Annotated in this window: 17 protein-coding genes and 1 pseudogene; 6 read left to right on the top strand and 12 right to left on the bottom strand. The window is 26.4% G+C overall.

The genetic code is table 11. The annotated features are described in order from the left end of the window. The first annotated feature begins 157 nt into the window (after positions 1 to 157). Complete coding sequence (locus HMPREF2642_RS11325) at positions 158 to 253, top strand: type I toxin-antitoxin system Fst family toxin (RefSeq protein WP_000493115.1); 96 nt, start codon at positions 158 to 160, stop codon at positions 251 to 253. Between the two features lie 249 nt (positions 254 to 502). Then, complete coding sequence (locus HMPREF2642_RS00005) at positions 503 to 1051, top strand: hypothetical protein (RefSeq protein ID WP_002441962.1); 549 nt, start codon at positions 503 to 505, stop codon at positions 1049 to 1051. A 328-nt stretch (positions 1052 to 1379) separates the two neighbouring features. Here HMPREF2642_RS00005 and blaZ read toward each other — a convergent pair whose 3' ends face one another. Next, positions 1380 to 2225, bottom strand: coding sequence for a penicillin-hydrolyzing class A beta-lactamase BlaZ (gene blaZ / locus HMPREF2642_RS00010; RefSeq protein ID WP_000733268.1), 846 nt, complete (start codon positions 2223 to 2225; stop codon positions 1380 to 1382). A 106-nt stretch (positions 2226 to 2331) separates the two neighbouring features. Here blaZ and blaR1 point away from each other — a divergent pair. The 4 genes and pseudogenes from blaR1 to HMPREF2642_RS00030 all read left to right on the top strand — a co-directional run bounded on the left by blaR1 (position 2332) and on the right by HMPREF2642_RS00030 (position 6033). Then, positions 2332 to 4088, top strand: a pseudogene (blaR1, locus tag HMPREF2642_RS00015) (beta-lactam sensor/signal transducer BlaR1). Further along, positions 4078 to 4458, top strand: a complete 381-nt coding sequence (gene blaI / locus HMPREF2642_RS00020) for a penicillinase repressor BlaI (RefSeq protein WP_001284653.1) — start codon at positions 4078 to 4080, stop codon at positions 4456 to 4458. The pseudogene blaR1 and the gene blaI overlap by 11 nt, the downstream one beginning before the upstream one ends. Before the next feature lie 262 nt (positions 4459 to 4720). Next, complete coding sequence (locus tag HMPREF2642_RS00025; RefSeq protein WP_049326568.1) at positions 4721 to 5296, top strand: recombinase family protein; 576 nt, start codon at positions 4721 to 4723, stop codon at positions 5294 to 5296. 128 nt (positions 5297 to 5424) lie between these two features. Further along, positions 5425 to 6033, top strand: coding sequence for a recombinase family protein (locus HMPREF2642_RS00030; protein ID WP_070597466.1), 609 nt, complete (start codon positions 5425 to 5427; stop codon positions 6031 to 6033). Between the two features lie 875 nt (positions 6034 to 6908). Here HMPREF2642_RS00030 and HMPREF2642_RS00040 read toward each other — a convergent pair. From HMPREF2642_RS00040 to HMPREF2642_RS00090, 11 genes are all read right to left on the bottom strand, one after another. Further along, positions 6909 to 8240, bottom strand: a complete 1332-nt coding sequence (locus HMPREF2642_RS00040) for an MFS transporter (RefSeq protein ID WP_070597467.1) — start codon at positions 8238 to 8240, stop codon at positions 6909 to 6911. Continuing rightward, complete coding sequence (locus HMPREF2642_RS00045; RefSeq protein ID WP_070597469.1) at positions 8233 to 9408, bottom strand: NAD(P)-dependent oxidoreductase; 1176 nt, start codon at positions 9406 to 9408, stop codon at positions 8233 to 8235. The genes HMPREF2642_RS00040 and HMPREF2642_RS00045 overlap by 8 nt, the downstream gene beginning before the upstream one ends. Continuing rightward, positions 9408 to 10028, bottom strand: coding sequence for an HD domain-containing protein (locus tag HMPREF2642_RS00050; protein ID WP_176744835.1), 621 nt, complete (start codon positions 10026 to 10028; stop codon positions 9408 to 9410). Before HMPREF2642_RS00050 ends, HMPREF2642_RS00045 begins: the two co-directional genes overlap by 1 nt. 107 nt (positions 10029 to 10135) lie before the next feature. After that, positions 10136 to 10765, bottom strand: a complete 630-nt coding sequence (pyrE, locus tag HMPREF2642_RS00055; RefSeq protein WP_070597473.1) for an orotate phosphoribosyltransferase — start codon at positions 10763 to 10765, stop codon at positions 10136 to 10138. A 7-nt stretch (positions 10766 to 10772) separates the two neighbouring features. Further along, on the bottom strand, positions 10773 to 11774 hold the full coding sequence (locus HMPREF2642_RS00060) for a pyridoxal-phosphate dependent enzyme (protein WP_070597475.1): 1002 nt from the start codon (positions 11772 to 11774) through the stop codon (positions 10773 to 10775). After that, positions 11774 to 12973, bottom strand: a complete 1200-nt coding sequence (locus HMPREF2642_RS00065) for a M24 family metallopeptidase (protein ID WP_070597476.1) — start codon at positions 12971 to 12973, stop codon at positions 11774 to 11776. The genes HMPREF2642_RS00060 and HMPREF2642_RS00065 overlap by 1 nt, the downstream gene beginning before the upstream one ends. After that, entirely contained in the window at positions 12966 to 13361 is a 396-nt protein-coding gene (locus HMPREF2642_RS00070) for an NUDIX hydrolase (RefSeq protein WP_083300166.1), read from the bottom strand. The genes HMPREF2642_RS00065 and HMPREF2642_RS00070 overlap by 8 nt, the downstream gene beginning before the upstream one ends. Beyond that, the gene (locus HMPREF2642_RS00075; RefSeq protein ID WP_070597478.1) at positions 13348 to 14748 is read right to left on the bottom strand and encodes a 4-hydroxyphenylacetate 3-hydroxylase N-terminal domain-containing protein; all 1401 of its coding nucleotides are present in this window, start codon (positions 14746 to 14748) and stop codon (positions 13348 to 13350) included. Before HMPREF2642_RS00075 ends, HMPREF2642_RS00070 begins: the two co-directional genes overlap by 14 nt. Further along, a complete protein-coding gene (locus tag HMPREF2642_RS00080) occupies positions 14741 to 15472 on the bottom strand; it encodes a ParB N-terminal domain-containing protein (RefSeq protein WP_070597480.1) in 732 nt (243 codons plus the stop codon). The genes HMPREF2642_RS00075 and HMPREF2642_RS00080 overlap by 8 nt, the downstream gene beginning before the upstream one ends. A gap of 14 nt (positions 15473 to 15486) precedes the next feature. Beyond that, positions 15487 to 16056 (bottom strand): LOG family protein, encoded by a 570-nt coding sequence (locus HMPREF2642_RS00085; protein WP_070597482.1) that lies wholly within the window; start codon positions 16054 to 16056, stop codon positions 15487 to 15489. 261 nt (positions 16057 to 16317) lie between these two features. Continuing rightward, positions 16318 to 16866: DUF536 domain-containing protein (locus HMPREF2642_RS00090; RefSeq protein ID WP_070597486.1), on the bottom strand; the 549-nt coding region annotated here is incomplete at its 5' end.

Here is a 16866-nt window from a genome sequence, read left to right on the forward strand (position 1 = left end):
GAAACGAGTTTCTTCTTGTCTTGATACTATAAAAAAGCAAAGATATAACATAAAATGACTTATCGGAAGTCATCTGTAACTCAATTATTAGAAATGGTATAATACAAAGGTCGTCGTTCACTTCTGTGCTGTATTTAGCATGGAAGGAGGTGACATCATGTTCAGTACACTATTTGTAACTATTATAGCTCCTATCGTAGTAGGAGTTATACTCACATTATTTTCTCATTGGCTGAATAATCGTGAGAAGTAATTTAGCGACGACATATAGCTAATACACCAAAAGAGCCCGATAACTATTCGCAGTAGTTATCGGGCTCGGTGTTTATCATGCTAGTACACTATTTGTTAAATTCAGTATATCACCAAGTGTAGATGAATGCAAAAATATAAGAAAAGTAAGTGCAATTCTATAATTAGAATTATTGATTTTCTTTGATACTATAAAATTGCTAACATTAAGGCTAATTAGTTGAATACAAAGACAAGATGGGAGTATTAAATGAAAAAGGTTAAATCATATTTAAAAAACATTCAAAACAACGAAGAGTATCAAAAAGATATAGAATTTCTTGAAAAGAAAAGTAATGGAAGGGAAGACAAAAAACTTATATTAGATATATGCTTTTTATCGACAATTCCCTTGATTTCAATTTATATTACATATTTTTTAAGTTTTTCCAATCCATTTGCAATTTTTATATTAATAATTATAGCTGTGCCAGTTTCTTATAAAATTGCTAAAATTCTATTGGATCATATGTACAAAGATGAGGATAGATTTCTAGCATTATATAGAAACTACGAAAAGGGAAAATTACTATTTCTTACTTTACCTATCATTGGACTCGTATCTATAATAGGAAGTTCATTTCTCTTCGATTATTTAATATTTAAACTGAATAATACGTCTGTAGAAATATTAGGGTCCACTCCTACTGTTGTATATCATATTATTATTTGTTTTATTCAGTCTATGTTCACGACTATGTTTTTAATAATATTTATTTATACTATTTTGGTTCTTATATATGGAAGGTTTACAAAATAAATGACTAGAGTACACCCTAATCACATAAAATAAGTTGTTTGTCACTTTGCTTGATATATGAGAATTATTTAACCTTATAAATGAGAAAAAAGCAACGCACTTTAAATAAGATACGTTGCTTTTTCGATTGATGAATACCTATAATTAAACTATTCATCTATTATTTATGATTTTTTGTATATACAATATTTCTAGTTTGTTAAAGAGAATTAAGAAAATAAATATCGAAAATAATAGAGGGAAAATCAGTTTTTGATATCAAAATTATACATGTCAACGATAATACAAACTATAAGATGATATCAGTATTTATTATGCATTTAGAATATTAAAATTCCTTCATTACACTCTTGGCGGTTTCACTTATCAACTTATCATTTGGCTTATCACTTTTATTGTCTTTATTCGTAAAAATGACTAAAACAATAGGTTCAGATTGGCCCTTAGGATAAACAAAAGCAACATCATTTCTAGAAGCATATGTTATTGCTTGACCACTTTTATCAGCAACCTTACAGTCTTTTGAAACACCGTCTTTAATTAAAGTATCTCCGCTTTTATTATTTAACATTAAATCAAGTAAGAATTTTTTGTTTTCTTTGCTTAATTTTCCATTTGCGATAAGTTTATTTAAAGTCTTACCGAAAGCAGCAGGTGTTGAAGTATCTTTTTTGCTCTTTGGTGAATAATAATTTAATTCTATCTCATATCTAACTGGATTTGTTACTTTATCTCCTAGTCCTTTTAGACGTTGTTTAACTTTTTTGATCCCACCGATCTCTTTTATAATTTTATTGTTTGCTGTATTATCACTATATGTCATTGAAGCCTCAATAAGTTCTTTTAAAGTGATATCTTTTCCTACATATTTTTCTAAAATAGGAGAATAAGCAACTATATCATCTTTGTTAATATGTATTTTTTTATTTAACTTATTATAAGGTACTTGTTCTAACAAAATAGCACTATTTATCGCTTTTGAAGTCGAAGCATAGGCAAATCTCTTATCTGAATTAAATTTTACTTCCTTACCACTTTTAGTATCTAAAGCATAAACACCAATATGAGCATTATATTTTTTTTCTAAATCATTTAACTCTTTGGCATGTGGACTGTTTGAATTACATGCACTTAAAACTAAAGCAATTGCAATTAAAAATATTAACTTTTTCAAAATAAACCCTCCAATATTACAAATGTAATTTTTACGAATATATAATATTACATTTGTAATATTTGTGTCAATTATTTATTATAAATATTTGAAAGAAGGTGTCAAAATGGCTAAATTACTAATAACGAGCGTAGTAAGCTTTTGTTTTATATTTCTATTGTTAGTATTTTTTAAGTACATATTAAAACGCTATTTTAATTATAGTTTAAATTATAAAGTTTGGTATCTAACAGTGCTTGCTGGATTAATACCTTTTATCCCAATTAAATTCTCTTTTATAAAATTTAATAATGTGAATAATCAAGCGCCCACAGTTGAAAGTAAGTCACACGACTTGAACCATAACATAAATACCACCAAACCTATTCAAGAGTTCACAACAGATATCCATAAGTTTAATTGGGATTCAATTGATAATATCTGCACAGTTGTTTGGATAGTTTTAGTTATTATTTTAAGTTTTAAATTTTTGAAATCCTTATTATATCTTAAATATTTAAAGAAACAGTCACTTTATCTAAACGAAAATGAAAAAAATAAAGTAGATACGATACTTTTCAACCATCAATATAAAAAAATATTGTGATTCGAAAAGCAGAGACTATTCAATCTCCAATAACTTTTTGGTATGGGAAATATATTATTTTGATTCCTAGTTCATATTTTAAAAGTGTAATTGATAAAAGACTAAAATATATAATACTGCATGAATATGCTCATGCTAAAAATAGAGATACTTTACATTTAATTATCTTTAATATCTTCTCTATTGTTATGAGTTACAATCCATTAATACATATTGTAAAAAGAAAGATAATTCATGACAATGAAGTAGAAGCTGATAGATTTGTTCTTAATAATATTAACAAAAATGAATTTAAAACTTATGCGGAATCTATTATGGACTCCGTATTAAATATTCCATTTTTTAATAAAAATATATTAAGCCATTCATTTAATGGTAAAAAGTCATTACTCAAAAGAAGATTAATTAATATAAAAGAAGCCAATTTGAAAAAACAGTCTAAATTAATTCCAATTTTTATTTGTATTTTTACTTTTTTGCTCATAGTAATTCAAAGCCAGTTTTTGATGGGGCAATCCATAACTGATTATAATTATAAAAAGCCCTTACAGAACGATCACCAAATTTTAGATGAAAGTAAAAATTTTGGTTCAAATAGTGGATCTTTCGTCATGTACAGCATGAAGAAAGACAAATACTATATTTATAATGAAAAAGAAAGTAGAAAAAGATATTCTCCTGATTCAACTTATAAAATTTATTTAGCGATGTTTGGACTTGACCGTCATATCATAAGTGATAAAAATTCACGTATGTCATGGAATCATAAACATTATCCTTTCGAGTCTTGGAATAAGGAACAAGATTTAAATACAGCAATGCAAAATTCAGTTAATTGGTACTTCGAACGTATTAGTAATCAAATACCAAAGAACTATACTGCGGCTCAACTCAAGCAATTAAATTATGGTAATGAAAATTTGGGAAGTTATAAAAACTATTGGATGGAAGATAGTTTGAAAATATCTAATCTTGAACAAGTAATAGTTTTTAAAAATATGATGGAACAAAATAACCATTTTAGTAAAAAAGCAAAGAATCAATTATCTTCTTCATTATTGATTAAGAAAAATGAAAAGTATGAACTGTATGGGAAAACAGGTACAGGTATAGTAAACGGGAAGTATAATAATGGGTGGTTTGTAGGTTACGTAATTACAAATCATGATAAGTATTATTTTGCTACACATTTATCAGATGGAAACCCGTCTGGGAAAAATGCTGAATTAATCAGTGAAAAAATATTAAAAGAAATGGGTGTTTTAAATGGCCAATAAGCAAGTTGAAATATCTATGGCTGAATGGGATGTTATGAATATAATATGGGATAAAAAATCAGTATCAGCTAATGAAATTGTAGTTGAAATTCAAAAATATAAAGAAGTTAGCGATAAAACAATTAGAACATTAATCACAAGACTATATAAAAAAGAGATTATAAAACGATACAAATCAGAGAATATTTATTTTTACTCATCAAATATTAAAGAAGACGATATTAAAATGAAAACTGCTAAAACTTTTCTTAATAAACTGTATGGAGGGGACATGAAAAGTTTAGTGCTAAATTTTGCGAAAAATGAAGAATTAAATAACAAAGAAATTGAAGAATTGCGAGACATTTTAAATGATATTAGTAAAAAGTAATTAGAGATATGTTTCAAACATTATACATATGTAAACTATACTTGACTCTTATTAAATTAGTTTTGTTAATAACATTTAAAATATATTAGTAAAGATGAGAGTGTACATAAAATAACCATTTTCTGTACACTCTCTTTTTTGTCTATATATATAGCGAGTATACATATTTTAGTGTTCAATAACCCAACAGAAAATCTATGTTCATAAATATGGTTAGGATCAAGTTATGATACAATAAAGATGTATATAGGAGGTTTGTATTTTGAAAATAGGTTATGCAAGAGTTTCAACTGGTTTACAAAATTTAAATTTGCAGGAAGATCAATTAAATCAATATGGTTGTGAAAAGATATTTAGTGACCACATAAGTGGATCAAAAAGTAAACGTCCTGGTTTAGATAAAGCCATTGAATTTGCGAGGGCAGGAGATACGATTGTTGTTTGGAGACTAGATAGACTAGGGCGTAATATGGAAGATTTAATCACATTAGTTAATGAACTTAATAATCGAGGCGTGAGTTTTCATAGTTTAGAAGAAAATATAACAATGGATAAATCAAGTTCTACAGGACAATTGTTATTTCATTTATTCGCAGCATTTGCAGAATTTGAACGTAACTTAATTTTAGAACGTTCTTCAGCTGGTCGAATTGCAGCTCGCGCTAGAGGACGCTATGGAGGGAGACCAGAAAAGCTAAATAATAAAGATTTAAAACTACTCAAAACACTATATGATAATGGTACACCGATTAAGACAATTGCGGAACAATGGCAAGTTTCACGTACAACAATTTATCGCTATCTCAATAAAATAGAAGATCGAAAGAATGATAAGTAAATACAACTTAACTTTCAACAATAGTAAAAGTTAAACAAAATACACCCTAATCATACACATATAGTTGTTGAATTTATAGCAACTAAAACGTATGATTAGGGTGTATATTAATTACGAGGTGAAAATCAATGATTGTTGGCTATGCGAGAGTATCATCTATCGATCAAAATTTAGAAAGACAACTTGAAAATTTAAAGATGTTTGGTGCTGAAAAAATATTTACAGAAAAACAGTCTGGGAAATCTATTGAAAATAGACCGATACTTCAAGAAGCACTTAACTTTGTGAGAATCGGAGATCGGTTTGTCGTGGAATCAATTGATCGTTTAGGTCGTAATTATGATGAAGTGATTCATACCGTTAATTATTTAAAAGACAAAGAAGTTCAATTGATGATTACTAGCTTACCTATGATGAATGAAGTGATTGGCAATCCATTATTAGATAAATTTATGAAAGATCTAATCATTCAAATATTAGCAATGGTTTCAGAACAAGAACGAAATGAAAGTAAACGTAGACAAGCACAAGGTATTCAAGTTGCGAAAGAAAAAGGTGTATATAAAGGACGTCCTTTGTTATATTCGCCCAATGCGAAAGATCCTCAAAAACGTATTATTTATCATAGAGTTATAGAAATGTTAGAAGAAGGTCAAGCAATTAGTAAAATTGCGAAAGAAGTGAATATAACAAGGCAGACTGTTTATAGAATTAAACACGATAATAATTTGGTTTAATAAACTTTACTTCGATGCAAATGAGAGCTTCTCACAGCGTCCCAAAACAGATGATCATAATCTATTATGAGCTTTTAATAATAAAAAAAGAAAAGAGAGCGTAAATATGCTCTCTTTTCTATACTCTTTTCTCATTAACATTTGTTTTTGAATATGAAGATTTTGATTATATTATCTCATTTTCCTACTGAAATAAGTGTATATTTTTATATCTCATAATAGCTAATATTTATTAATTTGTGGTTCATAGTACCATCAATTTCTCTCCTTTACTGCCTATTTTACCTTCGTTTTTGAAAGCTTAAAGAAAAAGGAGTAAATTATGTCAAATTTAAAAACTTTTTGATAATTTACAATTTCAAAATACAAAAAGTATCAAAATTATAATTAAGATAAATATCAAATCCCAAATTATACGTTTCACATTCTTCTCTAAAAAATCTGGAATAACATCAATAACTGTACCTAATATAAAAGTTAACAAAATAGTCTAAAAAAGACTATTCAAATGTAAGTTTAATAATTAATAAGAAAAACAATGAAATTGCGGAAGCCCCCATAACAATGCTTGATAAATTTCCGTAATTTTTATATTCTTTTGCTTTTTCTATAGCCATTTTAAACGCACCCATAAATAGTATTAAATTCTAAACTTACGTTGCCAGAAATCACTATGCTTTTGCAATTACACCTCATTATCTTTTAAAGTTAATTTTACTGAATGTGTCGCTTTAGTTATTGAAAATAACACTTCTATTTTAATTGAGGAACTTTATAAAGATAATATGAATGTTGTTATCGTTGATATTACACATTTAAAAAATAATTCGTTCTATATAGAAGAGGTTTAATACTAAAATTTATTTCATCAAATATTAGTAGTTTTTTCTAATAACATTAAAAAATATTACTAATATTATACTTAATATAAAAAATATACTAAGTATAAAAAACGTTGCGTTTTCTATACCTCTAACTAATCCATAAGAATTTTGAAATAAAGTTACTATTGTTCCACTCAAAATAACTCCTATTGATCCTGTATATGTTTGCATTGTTGAAAATACGGTATTAACATCAGTTTTAGCATATTCATGAGTATTAGTTAATGTATTGGTCATAATGTTACCGTATGATAGGCCTAAACCTATCATAAATAAGCCATAATTTATTGCTAAGCATAAAACACTCGTGTATGTAAATAAAGATAAAGCAAAAGAAAGTGTATTTAGTAATAGTCCTATGTATATTATTTTTACACCTAAACGATCTAGTAAAAATCCCCCTATAACTACAAAAAGAGCATTCATAAAAGATCCAATTATAACCACAAAAGATGCATTCAATGCATTAATATTAAAAACTGTTTGAACCATGGTTGGTATTAAATAAGAAAGTGATAAAGAAAAAAATTGGAGTAAAGAGAATATTGTTAAGTTTATAAAGACATATTTATTTTTTACAAATTTGATATTTATAAACTCTATACTTTTGAATTTTATTATGACATAACCTACAAATATTAAAGTTAATCCTATAATGGCATGCCAAAAGTTAATAAGAAGTTTATTAATGAGTATTAGAATTCCTGTTAGTAATACTGAAACTCCTACTATACCCTTTAATGTTGTATTTGTTATTTTAGAATTATTTACATTACTTAAACACTTAAGTCCTATGAACATTGAAATTAATAGAAATGGAATAGGAAAAAGAAACATATACTTCCAGTTTAATAAATGGATTATAAGGCCTCCATAAACAGGTCCTATAGCAGGTGCTGAAGCGATTGTTACAGTAGCTAAAGCCATCATACTACCCACTTTTTTGCGGGAAGTTTGTGTTATTACAGTTAAAAATAATAATGGGATAGCTATTCCAGATCCTATACCTTCAATGCATCTAGCTAGTAAAAGTAAATAAAAGTTATTACTAAACAAAGCTAATATACATCCTATAAAAAATGTTATCCATGATACAATAAACAAGTGCTTTTCTGAGTATCTATTTTGTAGATATGTAGCTGTTGCAACAACAAAAGTAGAAGTAAGAAGATATCCAGTAGTTAACCAATTTAGCGTATCATAATTTTTTGAAAAAAAGTTTTTTAAATTTGGAAATGCAATATTTAATGAAGTTTCTAATAATACACTAAAAAAGGCTAATGTACCTATTGATATAATTTTAAAATACAATACTTTATTCAAGTTTACCTCCTGTATTATCTAAAGCTATATATTCTTCTAGCCAAATTTTAGCTATATTTTCTTGATCTGTTTTTTTAAGTTCTGTAATTCCTGAATTTGTAATTGTTTTTACTTTATCATTAAGTAGTAATAGCATTTCACCTTGAGTCATTTGTACAAACGAGGCTAAAGTTGAATTTGTATATGTAAAATTAATAGCATTTCCTTTATTAGCAACAATAATGGATCCTTCTAATTCAGTATTTAAAGAATAATATGGAACTTGACCTTCTATTTCTAAAGCATTTTTAAAATATTCTATATTCTTAAAAGTGTCGTCTACAGATGTAACTGAAAAAATATATAACTTTCCTGAGCATTTTCTATTTAAATAATCTATATCTATAGACTTTTCTCCATTTGCTATATATATAATATCTAAATTATTTAATAGATTATCAAAATCTTCATATAAATATCCTTGAGAAATGGCAAATGCTTGTCTTACTGCTTGCTTATCTAAGACATAAACTATAGCACCTCTATGTTTCAATGATTGGGATAAACTACTACCAATTTTTCCAAAACCTATGACTAAAACTTTTTTACCAATTAAATTTGTTCCAAATTCAGATAAAAACACTTCTGATTTAATAGCAACTTCATTTCCTACTAAAAAATCTTCTTCTATTTTTAAAATACTTCTAGCTACAGTACATATAGGTACTCTTTGAACTAAGTTATTTTCTTTTAAATTTTTAATTTCTTTTTCATATTTTTGTAAACCGTTTTCCGTATCCTCTATTATACTTAATATTTGATTAGAGTAATATTCGTTTATAACTTTATAATTCCAAGAGAAATATCCTCCTATATCTATAATATAAAATTTAGATTTTCCAACATATTCATCTATAAGATTAATCAATTCTTTTTTATTTTTCAGTTGTTCTTTATTTATAAACAAGAATGTGACATAATCCTCCAATATATTCATAATATCTTTATCAAGGCTATTAGGTTTAGGTATAAAATAAACGTCATAATAATTACTTAAAAATTTTATGAAATCTACAGTATTAGTTACACAGTGCTCAACAATTATTATCTTTTGTTTACTTTTAGAATGATAAGGAGAAAAAATTTTTTCAAAAAACTTTTCTTTTAATAAATAGTTAGGTTTTATCATTATAAATTAACTTCCACTTCATTTTTGAATTTTTCTAAAAATTCTTTCATAGTTTCTGTTCTTTGATATGCTATTTTTTTCCCTTCTTCTGTATTCATAGTAGTATGTAAAACTAATAATTTTTCATAAAAATGGTTGATAACACTACTATTATTTCTATAATTATCTTCGTTTAATTCATTAATTGGTCTTGCTTTATTATCATTATACATTGAGTGCCCTTTAGAACCCCCATAATAGAAGGCTCTAGATATTCCTACAGCTCCTAAAGCGTCTATTCTGTCTGCATCTTGAACAATCTGACCTATTTTATTTAATGTTATTTTTTTCTTTAAGTTTTTAGAATAAGACATATTATTTATTATATACATAATCATTTCTATTTCTTTTTCTTTTGCATTAGATTCTTTTAATATATCTATTACTTCTTTTTTTGCTAAATCTATATTTTTAGTAACTTTATCATCAATAATATCATGCAAGTATACACACGCCTGTATAATTTCCCATTCTTTATTTTGTATTTTTTCTTCAGAAGCTATCTTTTTAGCTATATTTTCAACACGTTTTATGTGAGAAATACCATGACCCGTTTTATCCATCATTAATTTTTTGTTCATAAAATTATAAATGTTTAATAGATCCATAAAATAGTAACCTCTTTCAGCAAATTATTGATATAAAACATATATTAAAATAAATTATTTAAAAAGAGATGTTATTATTTCTAAACATACTCTTTTATATACAAATCTAATTTTTTAAATTCTTCAAACATTTTTTTATTATTTAAAGTCTTCAGTACATCATTAATATTTGCTATAGATAATATGTCAATATTATATTGATTTTTTAATCCTACTTCGGCAGAATAGTTACTATTATTAAAATATTGTTCTCCTCTATTTAAAGCCACTAAGCTAGCAACAAGTTGTCCTCCATTTTTATCGATAAATTTTTTTGTTTCAACAGTCGTTTTACCAGAAGTTAATACATCATCAACTGATAACACTTTTTTATTGGTTAAATCTGATCCTACATATACACCTTTATCACCATGTTTTTTTTCTTCTTTTCTATTAAAAGTATAACCTTTATTAATACCATATTTTGTCTTTAAAGCCATAACAGTTGATAAAGCTATAGGAATACCTTTATATGCTGAACCATAAACTATATCAAAATCAATATTTGCTTCAACAATTGTATCTGCATAATATTCTCCTAATTTATCTATCATTTCTCCATTATTAAATAATCCAAAGTTAAAAAAGTATGGACTTTTTCTACCTGACTTTAACGTAAAATTACCAAACTGTATAATGTTAAAATTGACAATATATTCACTAAAAGTCATAAATAATTTACACCTCTTTTATTTTTATTTCATTTATACTTTCATACAATTCTTTACCTTGTTTAAGGGAAATAGCATTATCACTTACCCATTTATCATCATAAATTTGGTTTAAATAATTGATACCTGTATCTGGAACAATAGCTAAACCTTTATTATACTTACTTGTTTGAAGGGCTTTTAAAGCTGTAGCTATTGAGAGTCCTGCAGATCCTCCTATTAGAAGACCATAATTTTCAGAAAAATATCTACAGATTGATATAGCTAAATCATCGGAAACTATCGAATACCAATCTAAATATTTTTCTTTCAAATTATTACTTTTCCAAGATAGTCCGACACCATTTAAAAGGTAAGATTTCGGATTGTTTTCAAAAATACAAGATCCTCGTACATCTGCTCCTATAATATCTAATTTTTTATTTAGCTCTTTCATTTTTTCTGCTATACCAGAAAGATGTCCTCCTGTACTTACTGGTGAGGTAATAAAATCTGTATCTATGTTTAAAAATTCATTTGATGTAATTTGATAATGATATTTTTGATTAAATATATTTTCGTATTGATTAGGCCAAAAATATCTTTTTTCTGGGTTGGAGTCTATAATCTCTTTTACTTTATTAATCCTTGTCTTCTGATATCCGCCTTTATCATCTTTTTCTGTAACAGTTACAACAGTTGCTCCATAAGCTTTGTACATGTTTAATAAAGACTTATCAATTTTAGGATCTACAATTAAAATGACTTTAAAGTTTTTACTTGCTCCAAACATAGCTAAAGACTTACCTAAGTTACCAGAAGTTGATTCTATAATAATATCACCTGGTCTTAAATCGCCATTTTCAATTGAATATTTAATAAGCCCTAACGCTGTTCGATCTTTTATGCTAAAGTTAGGATTGAAATATTCTAATTTTAAAAATAACTCTTTATTATATGGAACCAATCCCCCTTTAATACTTAATATAGGTGTATTGCCTATTAAATCTTCTAAAGAGTTATGTATCATCATTCATCCCCCCGTTCTATTAAATCTCCTGAAGTTTGATTAAGAACTATATTCCCTTCTTCTTTTATTAAAACTAAATCTTCTACATGTAATGCTCCTAACCCATATTCATAATAAGGTGTTTCTATACATAGAACCATATTTTCTTCTATTATTTGATCATTATCTCTAGATAAAACAGGCATTTCATATGGTTCTAACCCTATTCCGTGACCAACATGATTACGTTTATAATGCTTCATTCCGTTTTGAATAGCGTAATTCATTACTAAATTATATGCTTCTGAAGCCTTCATTCCTGGTCGGAGTTTTTGAATAGCCTCTCGTTGTGCTTGATGTAATATATTATATTCTTTTTGATACTTATATTCGCTATGTTTGGATATAATAATTCTTGCTACATCAGACCAATATCCCTTATAAGATATATCGCAATCAAACCAAATAAATGACTCTTCTGGAAATTCAACAGAATTACTTGGTTGTCGTTGCCCACCTACAGATTGTCTACCTATTTTAATCATTGGTAATACAGGGACTCCCCCATAAGATGCAACACATTTATTAAATTCTTTAACTATAAGGTCTTCAGTAAGTGATGTATTAGATAAATTTTTTATGTGATTTATAGCATATTCTATTATATTGGCTGACTTCTTTAGTAATTGTATTTCTGATTCAGTCTTAATGCTTCTTATTCTTTTAATTTCATAAGATCCATCTATTATATCTAAATTTTTTAATTTCCAACTAATTTCTTTATATTTTTTAAAATTAAGTCCTTCGTCATCAAGAAGGACTGATTTAGCTTTTAAGTCCTTTAACATAGCTAATAAAGCTTCATTTGCACTATTATAATTATATTGCTTTTGAGAATATTCTTTTATTTTCTTTTCATCATTATTCAAATCTGCTTCTATATATTCTCTATAAAAATCACCATAAGTATACACTTTATTTAATTGAACATCAGGATATTTATCGATTACCTGATCTATTTCTCCTAAAGAATGTATAACATTTATAGTTGATAAATCATTTTTATGAATTACTATATAAGTGTCACTTGTATAAGGTCTTAATGTTTTACATACAGGTGAAAAACCAGAGAAATACTGAACATTTTCTTTAGTAACTGCTACTAAAACATCACACTTAGTTTCTTCAAATATTTCTTTCAACTTACTTATATTATACATAGTTATCTTCCTCCAAAGCTTTAACAACATTAATAACTGCAGGAGCCATTGTCTCTTTATCATATATAGAAACAAATTTAGCATGATTAATTTCATTTTTAATAGTATAATTAAAAGTAGAATTTTTTAAAAAGAAACAATTTAATAAAACTTTTTTATTAGTATCAGGATAAGCTGCTCCTTGTATTGTTTTCCAAAATACCACTTCATCTCCAGTAACATTTAATGAAAGTTCCTCTTTAAGTTCTCTTAATAATGCTTCATCAACTGTTTCGTTTTCTTCTATTTTCCCGCCCGGTAAATAATATTTTTTATTATCGTGAGTTCTAACTAAGAATATTTTTTTATTTTTAATTTTTATTAAACATGCACAATTATAATGTATCAAGTAATTCCCTCACTTTTTCAATTAAACTTTCATTGTCATAATTTAAGTAATGACTAGCACCTATTCTCATAGGATCTCCTGCATGATAATATTCATATACTTTTTGACGTTGACCGAACGCTTCTCCGGTTATATCCCAACTAAGATTTAATAACTTCGTTCTATATTCTGATGTACTTAATTTAGATTTCAAACTTTCATTTAATATTTTTTTATTTTCATTGTTGTAATCCTTATGTGTAGGTATTGCTAACATTGATCCTGCTGCTAACTTTTGTAATAAATCAATGCCTCTTTTATAAATAAATGGTAAATGATATCGTACAGATTGAATTGCTACTATATCAGGATTGTATATACCATTGCTTTGTTCTGCATTCTCTTCGCATAAATATATACCAGCTTTTATTAATTCAATAGAACTAGTTAAGTATCCTAACTCTTCTTGAATATTAATAAATTTATTCAATCCTAATATATTCGCAAGTTCTATCACTGTTCCAGTTAAAAATTCAAGTTTAACTAATCCTCTTGTTATATCTTGATGTCCCGTGTGATTTCGAATTTTTGTTTTATCAAAAAATTGGTTTGATTTGTCAATATCTTTAAATACAAAAACTCTATTCCAAGGCACTGCTACTTCTTCAAATATGACATATGCATCTATCTCTTCCATAGAATTCGAAAGAGGGTAATCAAATCTCGAAAAATCAGGTTTATCAATTGTTTTTCTTGATATAATCTTTATACCCTCCGTATTTACTGGTATAGAAAAAGCGATAGCATAATCTTCGTCACCAGTTTTTAAACCAGGCATATTGAATATTAAAAGTTCGTCTGCCAAAGGAGATAATGTAACTATCATTTTAGCTCCACTTACATAAACATTATCTCTATCATAACTATTTATATATACACCTGAATATTTATTTTCTATTTCACTAATTTTTTTAGATCTATCTATTTGAGGATTTATAGATGCATGAGACACAAAAATGTCTTTGTTTTTGGCATATATATAATAATCTTTTGCATTAGAAGTAAAATTAGCATATTTATTTTCACCTAAAAAATCTGAATGAAAATAAAGGCTCATTAGACCTGGATTTAAAAAATCTGGTGTTCTGCCTAACATACCATGAGATTCATTAGAGATATCATAATATACTTGTCTCTTTTCCTTTAAATCTTGTTTAGATTTTGGAGGATAAAACGTTTTAGAATATCTATTGTCACCTTCTAAATATGTGTGGTAATCACGTTCTTTTTGCATTGAATAATATTTACAAACGTATTTATACGTATTTTTTAATATAGGAATATCTAAAACATCTTCAACTAAATTACCATTAATATATACTGTTCTTCCGTCACATAAATTATTCATATATCATATCTCCTTCATACATATATACTGTATCTTCGTATTTTCTTAACTTCGTATTAATATTTTTACTTACATTAAGATGTCTTTTAGGATTATTCAATATTTCTAAAGGAATATTAACGGATAAAACGCGTCCACATTTTAAATCGACTCTGCTTATTCCAGCTGGTATAGTTTCGCCTTTAGAAACTATATTTTTAATTATATCGATTGTAAGACTAGGATATACTATCAGTACTTCATCACGTAAGTTACTATTTGTATCTAAAATTCTTTTAAAAGATTTACATCTATTAATTTTAGATACAAGTTTTTTATATTTATGTAAAACTAAATTATCGCATTCATAATTGCTTATATTTATTTTTAAACATTCATCTTTAAAAAAACATTCAATACTTTTGGCATTTATAGAACTATAATCATCTAATTTGGGATTTATCTTTAAAAAATCATCATACGTTATTTGATGTTTCCACATCTTTATTGAATAATCGTTTTCTTCCACAACCTGACACATAGCATATTGGCATCCTATTTCTTTTAAAGTAGTATATCTATGTGCCCCATCTAAAACTAAATATACTTTATTATATTCCGTAACAATAATAGGATTTCTTTGTGTTTTCTCTCTTGTTACCTTAGCTTTTAATTTTTCTAATCTTTGTTTTTCTGTTTTTTCGTGTAAGTAGATTTTTTCTATTTTGATAAAATCAATATACACATTTTATCCTCCTTCTAATTAACATATTTATTTGGCATTGTATGACGAAAATCTTTCATTTTTTTTATTAGTGACTCCGGATCTTTTTCTATTATAAATAAATTTTTATTCTCCTTAGGTGCAAAGCCTGATTGTATACATCCATCTAAAAGATTTTCTAACGGATCAAAAAAGCCGTTAATATTTAATAACCCTATCGGCTTTTTATGTAATCCCATTTGACTCCAAGATAAAATTTCAAAAAACTCTTCAAAAGTTCCAAAACCACCGGGTAGCACAATAAATCCTTCCGACATTTTTAGCATCATTTGTATTCTCTCACTCATATCTGCAACTTCAATGAGTCTACTTATCTCATTATTTCCTATTTCTTTATCGATTAGAAATTTAGGCATTATTCCTGTCACTTTAATATCGTGTTTTATACCTTCTTCGGCAATTACCCCCATTAGACCAATCTTCCCACCTCCATAAACAATATTATAATGATTATCTTTTACATATTTGATTAGGTTTCTTGTTTGTTTTGTAAAATTTTCATCTAAACCACTATTAGATCCACAAAAAAAACAAATATTATTCATTTAATATATCCTCCTATAATCCTATTTATATGATTATATTATCATTAAAAGTAACATAATATCTATTAATATATTTACCTTGTTCATATATTCATTTAATTGATTTATTAATATTATTTTTCTATTTCATACAATTAAATGAAATAGAAGTCTTCCTTGAACTGATTATGTATATGTGATTAATTGATATCATAATAAAAACGCTACAAGTTTAATAACTTATAGCGTTTATTTAATAAATATAATCTTTTAAAACTATTATTAACCACCAAACAATCGACTCCAGAAACCTTTCTTAGTTTTATTTTCTTCTATAGCAGTAACCTTGTCATTTTGATTATGAGAAACACCTTCTTCATCTTGTGTATTTTCAACACTTTGAGCATAAGATATATCCTTATGTTGAACATCTGGTTCTTTTTGATATTGATCAATATTTACAGAATCATTAGTATATGTTGTTTCTTGTACATCACTATCTTTTCTATTATTAATAGATTTATCGAGAGAATAATTAAGTCGTCTCTCTTTATCTAATTGATGTTCCAATTTTTGAATTTTTTTATTACTTTCTAAAGCTAAAATTTGTTGATTCTCTAACAGTTTATTTAATGTATTAACATTGCTATTTTGTTGATCTAATTGTTTAGTTAGATTCTCAATATATTTTTCATCTTTTTTAGCTCTAGTTTCAAAGATTTCTATTTGCTTTTCTAATTCGTTTACTTTTGTTTTTAATGTCTCAGAACTATTTGAATTATTATATATATACTTTTTTAGGTTCTGTTGCAAAGTTGAATTTATAGTATA

This window comes from Staphylococcus sp. HMSC055A09 (assembly GCF_001809655.1).
GTDB classification, from domain to species: domain Bacteria; phylum Bacillota; class Bacilli; order Staphylococcales; family Staphylococcaceae; genus Staphylococcus; species Staphylococcus capitis.